This is a genomic window from Magnetospirillum gryphiswaldense MSR-1 v2, from assembly GCF_000513295.1.
In the GTDB taxonomy this organism is placed as follows: Bacteria; Pseudomonadota; Alphaproteobacteria; order Rhodospirillales; family Magnetospirillaceae; genus Magnetospirillum; species Magnetospirillum gryphiswaldense.
On record NC_023065.1, the window covers coordinates 2,349,833 to 2,361,548 of the forward strand.

Annotated in this window: 15 protein-coding genes; 5 read left to right on the top strand and 10 right to left on the bottom strand. The window is 65.2% G+C overall.

Features of this window, described 5'->3' with window-relative positions:
• Window position 1: 1 nt before the first annotated feature.
• The gene (gene sdhD / locus MGMSRV2_RS11025) at window positions 2-385 is read right to left on the bottom strand and encodes a succinate dehydrogenase, hydrophobic membrane anchor protein (RefSeq protein WP_024080440.1); all 384 of its coding nucleotides are present in this window, start codon (window positions 383-385) and stop codon (window positions 2-4) included.
• Window positions 386-399: 14 nt separating this feature from the next.
• Entirely contained in the window at window positions 400-780 is a 381-nt protein-coding gene (sdhC, locus tag MGMSRV2_RS11030; protein ID WP_024080441.1) for a succinate dehydrogenase, cytochrome b556 subunit, read from the bottom strand.
• Between the two features lie 373 nt (window positions 781-1,153).
• Here sdhC and MGMSRV2_RS21070 point away from each other — a divergent pair, with 373 nt between their 5' ends.
• Complete coding sequence (locus tag MGMSRV2_RS21070) at window positions 1,154-1,492, top strand: hypothetical protein (protein ID WP_024080443.1); 339 nt, start codon at window positions 1,154-1,156, stop codon at window positions 1,490-1,492.
• Between the two features lie 17 nt (window positions 1,493-1,509).
• Window positions 1,510-1,965 (top strand): bacteriohemerythrin, encoded by a 456-nt coding sequence (locus MGMSRV2_RS11040; RefSeq protein ID WP_024080444.1) that lies wholly within the window; start codon window positions 1,510-1,512, stop codon window positions 1,963-1,965.
• A gap of 50 nt (window positions 1,966-2,015) precedes the next feature.
• Here MGMSRV2_RS11040 and MGMSRV2_RS11045 read toward each other — a convergent pair whose 3' ends face one another.
• Together MGMSRV2_RS11045 and MGMSRV2_RS11050 are read right to left on the bottom strand one after the other, a co-directional pair.
• A complete protein-coding gene (locus MGMSRV2_RS11045) occupies window positions 2,016-3,071 on the bottom strand; it encodes a MaoC family dehydratase (protein WP_024080445.1) in 1,056 nt (351 codons plus the stop codon).
• Window positions 3,072-3,081: 10 nt separating this feature from the next.
• Window positions 3,082-3,969, bottom strand: a complete 888-nt coding sequence (locus tag MGMSRV2_RS11050; RefSeq protein WP_024080446.1) for an HpcH/HpaI aldolase/citrate lyase family protein — start codon at window positions 3,967-3,969, stop codon at window positions 3,082-3,084.
• A 103-nt stretch (window positions 3,970-4,072) separates the two neighbouring features.
• On the opposite strand from MGMSRV2_RS11050, the gene pdxY reads away from it, so the two are divergent.
• Both pdxY and MGMSRV2_RS11060 read left to right on the top strand, forming a co-directional pair.
• Window positions 4,073-4,900, top strand: coding sequence for a pyridoxal kinase (gene pdxY, locus MGMSRV2_RS11055; protein ID WP_024080447.1), 828 nt, complete (start codon window positions 4,073-4,075; stop codon window positions 4,898-4,900).
• A gap of 64 nt (window positions 4,901-4,964) precedes the next feature.
• A complete protein-coding gene (locus MGMSRV2_RS11060; RefSeq protein WP_024080448.1) occupies window positions 4,965-5,591 on the top strand; it encodes a LysE family translocator in 627 nt (208 codons plus the stop codon).
• Window positions 5,592-5,758: 167 nt separating this feature from the next.
• On the opposite strand, the gene MGMSRV2_RS11065 is transcribed toward MGMSRV2_RS11060, so the two are convergent.
• The 3 genes from MGMSRV2_RS11065 to MGMSRV2_RS11075 are packed head-to-tail and all read right to left on the bottom strand — an operon-like array spanning window position 5,759 to window position 8,616.
• Window positions 5,759-6,193, bottom strand: a complete 435-nt coding sequence (locus MGMSRV2_RS11065; protein ID WP_041634388.1) for a hypothetical protein — start codon at window positions 6,191-6,193, stop codon at window positions 5,759-5,761.
• A gap of 11 nt (window positions 6,194-6,204) precedes the next feature.
• On the bottom strand, window positions 6,205-6,483 hold the full coding sequence (locus MGMSRV2_RS11070) for a hypothetical protein (RefSeq protein WP_024080450.1): 279 nt from the start codon (window positions 6,481-6,483) through the stop codon (window positions 6,205-6,207).
• 51 nt (window positions 6,484-6,534) lie between these two features.
• Window positions 6,535-8,616 (bottom strand): methyl-accepting chemotaxis protein, encoded by a 2,082-nt coding sequence (locus MGMSRV2_RS11075; RefSeq protein ID WP_024080451.1) that lies wholly within the window; start codon window positions 8,614-8,616, stop codon window positions 6,535-6,537.
• A gap of 166 nt (window positions 8,617-8,782) precedes the next feature.
• Here MGMSRV2_RS11075 and MGMSRV2_RS11080 point away from each other — a divergent pair, with 166 nt between their 5' ends.
• Window positions 8,783-9,217 (top strand): MaoC family dehydratase, encoded by a 435-nt coding sequence (locus tag MGMSRV2_RS11080; protein ID WP_024080452.1) that lies wholly within the window; start codon window positions 8,783-8,785, stop codon window positions 9,215-9,217.
• A gap of 16 nt (window positions 9,218-9,233) precedes the next feature.
• Here MGMSRV2_RS11080 and MGMSRV2_RS11085 read toward each other — a convergent pair whose 3' ends face one another.
• Genes MGMSRV2_RS11085 through MGMSRV2_RS11095 form a run of 3 tightly spaced genes read right to left on the bottom strand, consistent with a single transcriptional unit; the run spans window position 9,234 to window position 11,673 of the window.
• Window positions 9,234-10,532, bottom strand: a complete 1,299-nt coding sequence (locus tag MGMSRV2_RS11085) for a CCA tRNA nucleotidyltransferase (RefSeq protein ID WP_024080453.1) — start codon at window positions 10,530-10,532, stop codon at window positions 9,234-9,236.
• Window positions 10,529-11,155, bottom strand: a complete 627-nt coding sequence (locus tag MGMSRV2_RS11090) for a CoA pyrophosphatase (protein ID WP_024080454.1) — start codon at window positions 11,153-11,155, stop codon at window positions 10,529-10,531. The genes MGMSRV2_RS11085 and MGMSRV2_RS11090 overlap by 4 nt, the downstream gene beginning before the upstream one ends.
• Complete coding sequence (locus MGMSRV2_RS11095; RefSeq protein ID WP_052589108.1) at window positions 11,152-11,673, bottom strand: DUF1285 domain-containing protein; 522 nt, start codon at window positions 11,671-11,673, stop codon at window positions 11,152-11,154. The genes MGMSRV2_RS11090 and MGMSRV2_RS11095 overlap by 4 nt, the downstream gene beginning before the upstream one ends.
• Window positions 11,674-11,716 lie beyond the last annotated feature (43 nt).

The following is an 11,716-nucleotide window of genomic DNA, read 5'->3' on the forward strand; positions in this document are numbered from 1 at the left end:
GTTAGCCTCCGATGGCGACTTTGAGGATCGAAACGGACATGCCGACCGCCAGCAGGGCGGCGATCAGGCGCGTGGCCAGCAGGGCGGCGAACTTCTTCGCCTTGCAGGTCACATAGTCCTCGATGACCATGGAAAGACCCAGCGACGCATGGTAGCAGGTCAGGCCGATGGTCAGGATCAGCAGGGCGGCGTTAGGCCCCTTGGCGATCCAGGCGGTGAAGACGGCGTGGTCGGCACCGGCCAGACGGGCGATGGACACCACGAACCACAAAGACAGCGGGATCAGACCGACGGCGCTGACGATGGTGGACCAGTGATGGCCCATGCCGGACTTGGCCGAACCAAGGCCGCGAGCGCGACCGATGGGGGAGCGAAGGGTGGTCATGTCAATGTTCTCCCTTAGGCCAGACCGATGATCCAGGCGATCACCGTCAACACCACGGTAGCGCCCAGCGCCACCTTGGCCGACAGATACGCCTGCGGAATTTCAAAGCCCCAGCCCGAATCCCACAACAGGTGGCGGATGCCGTGGCTGAGATGGAAGAACAGGGCGACCGTCCAACCGAACAGGAACAGCTTGCCCAGGAACGAGCCGAACACCGCTTGGGCGACAGCGAATTCTGCGGGCCCCGAGGCGGCGGCGCACAGCCACCAGGCCAGGGCGAACATACCGATCGCCAAGCCGACGCCGGTAATGCGGTGGGAGATGGACATGATCGCCAGCAAAGGCAGGCGATAAACGTCGAGATGCGGAGAAAGCGGCCGGTTGCGCGTGCTCATGGATTGGGCCCCCGAGACTTCTGAAGTGCGGGGCAAAAACGCCCCCTACATGCGGCAATGTGCGGCACGTGTTTAGCGTTTAGGCGCGCCCGAGTCAACGCAAAGGACCACACTTTTTGGCAGGGCCAGCTACCCATGCCCCGCCCAAGGGGGTAGGGTCGCCCCTCGGCCGCCCGCCGCCATGCCATGCGCACATGCGTGAACTGCCCGGTGCACAGCAGCAAAAGGAAAAACCGCCCAATCATACGCATTTCCGCCATGCGCGGCTTTTGCATCAAATTTTAGGAAAAACACGCAAAAATAGAATCTCACAAATCTAATATTGAAAGTGGCATAATAGATAACAAATAAAAAGAGAAAGCAGGAGAGCGCCATGACCAGCAACGACCCCATCCCCGCGCCAAATGTGAACGTCAATCGTGACGTGGCGTTGTTGCGCCAGGAAGTGCGCGACCTGCGGCGCCAATTGCTGAACATCGTGCGCTACGTCAACGCCCACATGCCGCCCCACAGCCCCGAGGCCCTGCCCGACCGCCGCCATTGTCATGATTGCGGCGCGCCGCTTAGCCACCACCGGGCGCAGGCGGGAGAATTGCTGCTATGCACCGCCTGCGGCTGGAGCGAGTTCGTCAGCCGCGACGGCCACGAATATTGCGAGATTCACCCCGATCAGGTGCCCTATCTGCAACCGCACCCCAGTTGGACCACCTGAAGCATGCGGAGGCGACCATGTCGCTGCTTGACCTTTTGCACCTGGGCGCCAAGCCACCCGTGCCGTCCCCGGTGGACGAACTGATCCAATGGGACCAGACGCTGTCGGTGGGCAATCCGATGATCGACAACGAACACCGGGAAATCATCCATGTGCTCAACCGGTTTTATGCCGATTGGATCACTGCCGGGCATCATCTGGACGTGGAAGAGGAACTGCACCACCTGAGCGCACTGGTCGACACCCATTTCGCCAATGAAGAAGAACTGATGACCCGCCGCCACTGCCCCAGCCTGACCGACCACATCCAGGATCACCGGCAGATGCAGGCGGAATTGCGGGCCATTACCGCCAGCTTCACCACCTTGGGCAGCGCCAAGCTGGAAGCCCGCCTGCTGCGCTTCATCCGCAAGCTGGTCATGGGCCATGTGCTGAGTTGGGACATGGATGCGCGCGATTATCTGCGGGCCTGAAACGCCGACGGCCCGCCTGTTGCCAGACGGGCCGCTGCATCACGCAAGCCTCAGCGGCGGGGCATCAGCACGGTGTAATCGAAATCCAACACCACCGCCGGGTCGAAGCTTTTGCCGTCTTCCAGCTTCAAGGTGAAGTCGGCGCCCGAGCGGTTCTTCAGGGCGACCAGGCGCAGGCGCAGGGCGCCGAGGGTGGAACGGCCCGGAATCTCGAACTTTTCCAGCACTTCCGACCAGGCATAGATGGTGTCGCCGGCAAAGGTCGGGTTGACGTGACGACCGCCGTTGATGGCTGCGATCTTGAAGGCATTGCCCAACCCGTTGAACGACAGCGCCCGGGCCAGCGAAATGATGTGGCCGCCATAAATCAGCCGGCGACCGAAACGGCCCTGACCCTCGGTATGCTGGTTGAAATGGACCTTGGCGGTGTTCTGCCACAACCGGGTGGCCATCATGTGCTCGGCTTCCTCGATGGTCATGCCGTCCACGTGGTCGATCTTTTCACCCACCGCGTAATCGTCCCAGCGATGGGGCGACCCGGCCAGGACGTCGTCATACTTGCCGGTGTTCAGACCCGGCGGAATGATCAGATCGCTGGCCGCCACCGCATCGGGCAGATCGGGCACCAGCTCCGCCGGGGCGGCGGCATTGACATCGCGCTTCTTCACCATCACCCAGCGGATGTAATCCACCACCATCTCGCCCTTTTGGTTGACGCCAGTGGAGCGGACATAAACGACGCCGGTCTGCTTGTTGGAATTTTCCTTGAGCCCGATCACCTGCGAGGTGGTGGTGATGGTGTCGCCGGCATAGACCGGGGCGCCGAAGCTGCCGCCGGCATAGCCCAGATTGGCCACCGCGTTCAGGGAGACGTCGGGCACGGTCTTGCCGAACACCACGTGGAAGGCGGCCAGATCGTCCAGCGGCTGGCCGGGCATGCCGCAATCGCGGGCGAATTCCGCCGACGAATTGAAGGCGAAGCGCGAGCCGTAGAGCGCGGTGTAAAGGGCCATGTCGCCTTCGGTCACCGTGCGCGGGGTGGCGTGGCGGATTTCCTGGCCGATGCGGAAATCCTCGAAGAAATTGCCGGAATTGGTCTTGGTCATGACGATGTCCTTACTGGGCCAGAGCGGCGTCGAGTTGGGCGATCTGCGCGGCCAGGGCAACCAGACGCTTGGCGTTTTCCACGTGCAGGTTCTCGATCAGCTTGCCATCGACCACCACCACGCCCTTACCTTCCGCCGCCGCCGCCGCATGGGCGGCGATGATGGTCTCGGACCACGCCACTTCTTTTGCCGACGGCGCGAACACCTGATTGGCGACGGGAATGGTCTTGGGGTGAATCAGGGTCTTGCCGTCGAAGCCCAGCTCCAGCCCCTGAAGGCAATGGGCCTCGAAACCGGCATCGTCGTTGAGGTCCAGATAGACGCCGTCGATGGCGGCCAGGCCATAGGCGCGCGCCGCCAGCAGGCACAGACCCAGGGAGGTGATCATGGGCAGGCGCATGGCGGTATGGGCACAGTGCAGATCCTTGGCCAGATCCGAGGTGCCCATGACGAAACCACCCATGCGGGGGCTGGCCAGGGCGATTTCCTCGGCCCGCAGCATACCCTTGGGGGTTTCCATCATGCACCAGATGGCCATGTCGTCCGGCGCCCCGTTGGCCACCATGATGGCCTCGACCTGACGCACCATGTCGGCGCTTTCCACCTTGGGAATCAGGATGCCGTGGGCCCCGCACGAGGCGGCGGCGGCGACGTCGGCATAGCCCCACGGCGTCCCCAGGCCGTTGACGCGGACCAGCAATTCACGACCGCCGTACCCACCGGCCTTGACCGCGTCGCACACCTGCTGGCGGGCCACGTCCTTGGCATCGGGGGAGACGGCGTCTTCCAGGTCCAGGATCAGGCCGTCGGCGGCAAGACCACGGGCCTTTTCCAGGGCACGGGCGTTGGAGCCGGGCATATAGAGGACGGAACGGCGAGGACGGGCGGTGGCGGCCATGGAACATTCCCTTGCAAAAGAAATCAGGCTGGGGAACCTAGCAAGTTGCGCCACGCTAGGCAAGGTTGCAGCGCAACAATAGGTCGCCGGAGCCCCCTTTTTCATGAAGATTCTTTCGCTGTCCTCATCCGTGGCCCATGGCCATGTGGGCAATTCGGCCCTGACCCTGCCGTTGCAGCGGCTGGGCTTCGAGGTGACCACCGTCAACACCGTGCAGTTTTCCAACCATCCCGGCCATGGCGTGTTCGGCGGCGACGTCTTTGCCGCCGAACACGTGGCCCGCATTATCGACGGATTGGACCATGCCGGTTTCCTGACCGGCCATGACGGTATCGTGTCGGGCTATCTGGGCGATGCCGCCAATGGCGCGGCCTTGTTGCGCGCCGTCAACGCCAATCCCGGCGCCGTCTTTCTGTGCGACCCTGTGATGGGCGACCAGGGCCGCTCCTATGTGCGACCCGGCATCGCCCAGGTTCTGGCCGGCCCGATCCTGGACGCGGCGCAGATCGTCACCCCCAATCTTTTCGAGCTGGAAAGCCTGAGCGGCCTGCCCGTCGCCAGCCTCGACCAGACCATCACCGCCGCCCGCAGCGTGTTGGCGCGAGGGCCACGGCTGGTGGTGGTCACCAGCCTCGAGGTGGCCGACGGCATGGCCTGCGCCGGCGTCACCGCTGATGGCGCCTGGCTGGTGACGACGCCGCGCCTGGACTTCGCCCAGCCGCTCAACGGCGCCGGCGACCTGCTGGCCGGCTTGCTGTTGGCCGAAAGCCTGACCCATGCCGGGGCGCCGGACCTGCTGGCGGCGGCGGTGTCGCGGCTTTTCGCGGTGCTCGACATCACCCATCGGCTGGGGCAACGGGAACTGGCCCTGGTGGCGGCGCAGGACGCGGTGGTCAGCCCGCCGCAATGGTTCGGATCGCAACCATACTAAGGTTGTTCGCCGTGCCGCTTTCTGCTTTCCTGCCGTCCACACTCCATCACCAGGATCATCTGGTTTGAGCGATTATCTGTACCTGCGCGGCATCGCCATCGGCTTCGCCATCGCCGCCCCCATCGGCCCGGTGGGATTGCTGTGCATCAGAAAGGCCCTGGCCGACGGTCGCATCGCCGCCTTCGTCGCCGGCCTGGGCGCGGCCATGGCCGACACCTTCTTCGGCGCCGTCGTCGGCCTTGGTTTGGGGGTGGTGTCGGAATTCATCCACGGCCACACCCATGTGCTGAAAATCATCGGCGGCCTGTTCATGCTGGGTCTGGGCCTGCACACCTGGCGCGCCGCCGCCGCCAGTCTGGAAGCCCCGCCCGAGGGCGTGCGCGGCCCCGGCATGGCGCGGGACTTCCTGTCCACCTTCGTCATCACCATCAGCAATCCCGGCACCATCTTGGGCGTGGTCGGGGTGTTCGCCGCCCTGGGCGCCTCGGCCCAAGCCACCACCGTGGCGACACAATTGCAACTGGTGGCCGGAATCTTCACCGGCTCGGCCCTGTGGTGGGCGGTGCTGACCGAAATGACCATCGCCATCCGCGCCCGCTTCACGCCGGAACGCATGCGGCTGTTCAACCACATTTCCGGCGCCCTGCTGATGGGGCTGGGCGGCCTGACCCTGGCGTCGTTATTGTTTTAGAGCATCGAGCCTTAAATGCGATGCATCCCTACGTCTCAATCGTCATTCCCGCGCAGGCGGGAATCCAGCGAACCGTGTCGGCATCAGCGCGTGACTCCTGGACCCCCGCCTGCGCGGGGGTGACGGGTGTTGCCTATGGAGGTGGTTCCGATTTCAGGCGTGCGGCTCTAGCGTTCGCGCCGCAGGATGAAACGGGCGGTCTTGCCCTTGGCATTGGCGGCGACGGCGAAAATCTTGCCGTCGTCGGTCAGCACCCCATCCAGGGCGAACTGACCGCCACCGGCATCCAGCTTGAAGGTGCACGGGCTGATCTGCTCGACGCCGCCGTCGATGCGGGTACCGGCGCTCCAGCCCATACCGTCCTCGACACTGCCCTTGCGGTCCAGTGCCCAGGCCAGCCCCTGGCCCTGGCGGCTGAACTCCCACCGGCTTTGCGGGCTGACCCAGCGGCCGAGCAGCCAAGCCCCGTCACTGGCCTTGGACTGATCGCAAATGGCCTCGGGCAGAGAGCCGGGTGGGCCGATTTTCGGGAATTGCGGCAAATCCTCGGCGGCGGCGGGCAAGGCCGCGCACAGGCACAGGGCGAAAACGGCGAAACGCATGGACAGGTCCCTCATCGGCTGGGGCGGGCGGGCACATAGCCGCGTTCCCGCATGCACATGTCCACATAGGCGTTGATGCGCTTTTTCGCCTGGGCGCGGTCGTAATCGCGGAAATTGCTGTCGACTACGCTTTCGCGATAGCCCACCTCTTCCTCGGCCCAGCGGACACAATAATTCCACTCGGACTTCCAGCGGTCCTTGGGCGTGGTCGGGTGCTGCCACGGCACCGGGGCGGCACAACCGGCTAAGGTCAGGGACAAGCACAGACAGGCGATGATGCGGGGTGACAAAACGGGCCTCCGGCGAAACTGGGCGCATTGCGCCACAGCCCCGCCGTCAGGTCAAGCCGCGCGCAAACCGCCGAGGAAATGGCCCAAGGCCGTGCGCAGCCGCTCCGCCTGCGTCGTCAGCGAATCCGAAGCGTCGTGAACATGATCGGCCTGGGCATGGGTTTCATTGGCGGCTTGGGAAATGCCGCCGATATTGTCGCTGACCTCGAGCGAACCGCTGGCCGCCTGGGCGACCGAGCGGGCGATCTCGTCGGTGGCGGCACCTTGCTGTTCCACCGCCACGCTGATGGCGGCGGCGGTTTCATGGATGCGGCGGATGGTGCCGCCGACCTGATCCATGGCCCCTGCCGCCACCGAGGTGGTGGCCTGGATGGCGCTGATCTGCTGGGCGATCTCATCGGTGGCCTTGGCGGTCTGGTTGGCCAGGGCCTTGACTTCGTTGGCGACGACGGCGAAGCCCTTGCCGGCCTCGCCGGCGCGGGCCGCCTCGATGGTAGCGTTGAGCGCCAACAGATTGGTCTGGCTGGCGATCTGACTGATCAGGCTGGTCACCTCGCCGACCCGGCCCACCGCTTCCAGCAGACTTTCCATACTGGCATTGGTGTGGGCCAACTCAGCCACCGCCGCCTGCGAGAAACCGGCGGAATCGGCGACCTGACGGGTGATCTCGGCGATGGAGGCCGACAATTCCTCGGCGGCCGAGGCCACCGTCTGCACGCTACCCGAGGCCGCTTCCGACGCCCCCGCCGCCGCCCGCGTCTGCTCCTGCGCCTGACGGGCCAAGGCCGACAGGCTGAGGGAATGGCTGTTCAACTGGGTCGCCGCGCTCACCACCTCGCCGACGATGCCCTGAACGTTGTCCTCCAGGGTGTCGGCCATGTCGAGCAGTGCCTGCCGGCGTTCCTGTGCCAGCCGTTGCTGCGCCTGCTCCTGTTCGCGGCGCAGGGCCTGGGCCTCACGCATGGAATCGCGGAACACCGCCAGAGCGCGGGCCATGGCGCCGATTTCGTCGTGGCGGTCGGCGCCCAGAACCGGGGCGTCGAGGTCGCCGCCGGACAGCCGGGTCATGGTGCTTTCCATGCCGCGCACCGGCGCGATCACCCGGCGCTGCGTCACCGCCAGCCCGATCAGGCACAGGGCCAGGGCGAACAGGGCGGCGATGATGGACAGGATCAAGGTGCGCGAGGCCTGGGCCTGCTGGCTGGCGGTGACGCTGACCGCCAGTCGGGCGGCGGCGTCCTGGGCCTTGGCGATGGTGGTCATGGCGGTGCTGGCGGCGGCGAACCAGTCGCTGCCCCCCACCGGGTAAGACTGCCCGGCCTGCCCGGCGGCATAGACTGAAGCGCGCAGCTTTTCGAAATCGCCGAAATAGCGGGCCTCGATATCGGCGGTGGCGGCGCCCATGGCGTCGCGCATGTTTTCCTGCCGCGCCAGGATGCGGGCGAATTCCCATGCCCCCAGCACCCGACCGCGGAATTCCCCCAGCACCGCCATGTCCGCCCCATTCATGGGACGACCGGCGGCGATCAGGCCGTTGGCATAGCCGCGTTCACGCCCGGCATATTCCCCCATCACCGCCAGTTGCGAACGCAAATCCTCGGTCATGGCGGTCAAGGGCGTCTGGGCATTGGCCTGAATCAGTCCCAGCCGCAGCATCAGCCCGGTTTCGATCGCCGCCGAAGCGGTGGGGAACCAGGCCTTGATCACCGCGCCATCGCGCCCGCTGACCTCGACCGCCAAGGCGGCATCGACCTTGCGGCGCAATTCGTCCAGGCGCTGCCGGCGGTCGGTCAACTGAGTGGTCAAATCGGCACGGGCGGCGAAATCCAATTGTCCCATGGCAGCCAAGGCCTCGGTCATGGCGGCATCGCCGGTCCGGCGGCGCTCGTCGATGGCCTTGCGCTGGTCCGCCGTCGCCGGCTGGACGCCCCCCAAGGCCCCGGCGGTCAGGCCACGTTCCGCCGCCCAATGACCGGCGGCGCTCAGCAATTGTTCCGACAACCGACCTTGCAGGGCCGCCCGTTCGGCGCTCTGCCATTGATGCATGGAATCAACGGCGATGAAGGTCACCGCCAAAATCGCCACCACCGCCAACGAGCCCAGCAAGGCATTGATGATCGCACGGATGCTCATGGGGTCCCCACCACCAAAATTTGTAACTGATCTATATCAAATATTAATGTGCATATAAAGTACCTATTTTGTCATAAATTGTAACCATCTCGTCCCGATCCACGCATTGTCAGCCTGCCGCCGGGGGACTAGACTGCACCGCACAATGACCCCCTAGGAGATGACCATGAGCGGCGAATCCCTGCACGGCTATTATTTCGAGGAACTGAGCGTCGGCCAGTCGGCCATTTTCGCCAAGACCGTCACCGAGGCGGACATCGCCGCTTTCGCCGGGGTGTCGGGTGACTTCAACCCGGTGCACGTGAACGAGGAATTCGCCAGCCAGACCATGTTCAAGGGCCGCATCGCCCATGGCATGCTGTCGGCGGCCTTCGTCTCCACCGTGTTCGGCATGAAGCTGCCCGGCCCGGGCTGCATCTACGTGTCGCAGCTGTTGAAGTTCAAGGCGCCGGTGAAGATCGGCGATACCGTCACCGCCCGCGTCGAAGTGACCACCCTGGTGCCGGAAAAGAAGTTCGCCACCTTCAAGACCACCTGCACCGTGGCCGGCAAGATCGTGCTGGACGGCGAAGCCACCTTGATGGTGCCGTCCAAGGGTTGATGAACAGCGGGGGCGCTCAGGCGCCCCCTTCCTTTATGATCCGTCGCAGCCGGTCCAGACAGGCGGCACGGTCGGGGGCGTAATCGGCCTCTTCCCACCATGCCTCGACCTGGGCCAGGGACTGACCGATGGCCGGACCGCGCGGAACCCCCAAGTCCAGGCAATCGGCACCGCGCACCGGCAGTTCCACCGGCTGCCAATGATCGGCCTGATCCAGCAAATCCTGCCACATCCGGCTTTCGCGCGAATCCAGCAGACCTGAGCGCGAGCGATGCTCGGCCCAGGCCACCAGCACCAGATCGCGGAAGGTGTCGGCCCCCACCCGCCGCAAGGCCCGGCGGGCGGCGCGGCGATCCATGTCCATGCGGACGTCCACCTGGGGGCAGACGATGGACAGGATGCGCCCGGTCTGCGCCGCCGACAGTTTCAGCCGTTCGCCCAGGACCGCGACCCCGGCGGCATCGGTGGACAGCATGGCGGCCAAACGGCGCAACGGATCGGGGTGGATGGTGTCGCGCACCATGGCCCGGCTTTCCAGCCAGGTCAGCACCTTCAACCGACCGATCTCCACCGCTTCCGGCAGGACATGGGCCAGGATGCCGTTGGTCTTCATCACCATCAGCACCAGGGCCGGATCGGGCGCCTGCAACAGCCGGATCAACTCGCCCGCCACCCGTTCGCCCGACAATTCCACCAGACGCGGCGCCAGCTTGCGGCAGGCGGCCATGGCCTGGGACTCCAGCGAGGTGCGGCCATAATGGGCGAAAAAACGGAAGAAGCGCAGCAGCCGCAGCAGGTCTTCCTCGATGCGGCGAAAGGGATCGCCGACAAAGCGCACATGGCCGGCGCCCAAATCGGCCAAGCCGCCGAAGGGGTCGTAGATGCGGCCCTGGGGGTCGGCGAACATGGCGTTCATGGTGAAGTCGCGCCGGGCCGCGTCGGCGGTCCAGTCGTCGGTGAAGCTGACGCGGGCGTGGCGGCCGAAGGTCTCCACGTCCTCGCGCAAGGTGGTGATTTCGTAATGGGCCTTGCCCACCACCGCCGTCACCGTGCCATGGGCCAGACCGGTGGGGATGACGCGGATATGGGCGCGCTCCAACAGTGCCATCACCCGGTCGGGCGGATCGTGGGTGGCGATGTCGATATCCTTGATCGCCCGTTTCAGCACCGAATCGCGCACGCAGCCGCCGACAAAACGCACCTCGGCGCCGTCGGCGGTAAGTGCTTTGATCACCGCCTGGGTTTCCGCCGCCTGCATCCAGGCCTGCGGCGACAATTGGCCGATGGGTTCGCTGCCGTCATTGGGCGCTCTCATGACGACCCCAAGACTTCCGACAGATTGACCAGGATACCGGCGGTGGCCCCCCAGATCACCCGCTCGTCCCAGGTCATCGACCAGAACGGGCGGTGGCGGCCCTCGATCACCCGGCGGTGCAGCTTGTGGTTTTCCGGGTCGAGCAGGAAGTTCAGCGGCACCTCGAACACCTCGGCCACCTCGAACGGATCGGCGTTGGTTTCCACCGGCGGCACGATCACCCCGACCACCGGGGTGACGATGAAACCGGTGCCGGTGATGTAATCGTCGAGCCGGCCCAGGATGGTGACGCGGTCGCGGGGCAGACCGATCTCTTCCTCGGTTTCGCGCAAGGCGGCGATCACCGGATCGCCGTCGTCAGCCGGTTCCAGCCGCCCACCGGGAAAGCTGATCTGGCCGGGATGATGGGCCAGATGCGCCGTGCGCTGGGTCAGCAGCACGGTCATGCCATCGGCGTGTTCGACCAGCGGCACCAGCACGGCGGCCGGGGTCAGCGGCCCTTCCGCCAGGGCGGTGCGGCCAGGCACGTCGTCGCCGTCGATCAGGCGTTCCAGCATGGCATCGCCGCGCCCCGCCGGATTGAAGCCGGCGGCCAGACGCGCGCGCAGCCCGTCGTGGGTCACTCCAGCCGACCCAGGGGGAAGAAGGTGCCCTTGCTCCATAATCCGTACATATTCTCGCCGTTGACGATTTCCTCGTAGCCCAGGGCCACCAGTTCGTAATAGACCGCCCGGGTCAACCGCGCCTCAAGGCCGTCACGCACCATGATATAGGGGATGGGCTCGCCGGTTTTGGCGCATTCGGCGATGCGCAGCGGGTGGTCCGCATCCATGGTCACCAATTCATCCACATTGGTACGAAAACTGATCACCAGATCGCGCCCGCATTGGCAGGTGAACAGCTCGACCGCCAGGAAGGGCACGTCGTCGACGATGATGGTGCCCTGTTCCTCGGGCGTCACCAGCCAATAGGCGCCGTCCTCGTCCCTGTGCAGAACCGACGCGAACAGGCAGACCATCTCTTTGCGATTGATCGGCGAGCCATGGTAAAACCAACGGCCATCGCGGTCGATGCGGATCCCCAGATCGCCGCAATGATCCGGTTCGGGACGGGTTTTCAGCCGTTTCTCGACCAAGTGCACAACCTCCTGGGCGTTCTTCCGCCCGTTTTGAGCCATCCCCGAC

Excerpts from the sequence above, each read along its gene's own strand:
- MGMSRV2_RS11045 (WP_024080445.1), bottom strand. The coding sequence starts at position 3,071 with ATGACCAAGACCAATTCCGGCAATTTCTTCGAGGATTTCCGCATCGGC.
- MGMSRV2_RS11065 (WP_041634388.1), bottom strand. The coding sequence starts at position 6,193 with ATGCGTTTCGCCGTTTTCGCCCTGTGCCTGTGCGCGGCCTTGCCCGCC.
- pdxY (WP_024080447.1), top strand. The coding sequence starts at position 4,073 with ATGAAGATTCTTTCGCTGTCCTCATCCGTGGCCCATGGCCATGTGGGC.
- MGMSRV2_RS11080 (WP_024080452.1), top strand. The coding sequence starts at position 8,783 with ATGAGCGGCGAATCCCTGCACGGCTATTATTTCGAGGAACTGAGCGTC.
- MGMSRV2_RS11040 (WP_024080444.1), top strand. The coding sequence starts at position 1,510 with ATGTCGCTGCTTGACCTTTTGCACCTGGGCGCCAAGCCACCCGTGCCG.
- MGMSRV2_RS11085 (WP_024080453.1), bottom strand. The coding sequence starts at position 10,532 with ATGAGAGCGCCCAATGACGGCAGCGAACCCATCGGCCAATTGTCGCCG.
- MGMSRV2_RS21070 (WP_024080443.1), top strand. The coding sequence starts at position 1,154 with ATGACCAGCAACGACCCCATCCCCGCGCCAAATGTGAACGTCAATCGT.
- sdhD (WP_024080440.1), bottom strand. The coding sequence starts at position 385 with ATGACCACCCTTCGCTCCCCCATCGGTCGCGCTCGCGGCCTTGGTTCG.
- MGMSRV2_RS11050 (WP_024080446.1), bottom strand. The coding sequence starts at position 3,969 with ATGGCCGCCACCGCCCGTCCTCGCCGTTCCGTCCTCTATATGCCCGGC.
- MGMSRV2_RS11075 (WP_024080451.1), bottom strand. The coding sequence starts at position 8,616 with ATGAGCATCCGTGCGATCATCAATGCCTTGCTGGGCTCGTTGGCGGTG.
- sdhC (WP_024080441.1), bottom strand. The coding sequence starts at position 780 with ATGAGCACGCGCAACCGGCCGCTTTCTCCGCATCTCGACGTTTATCGC.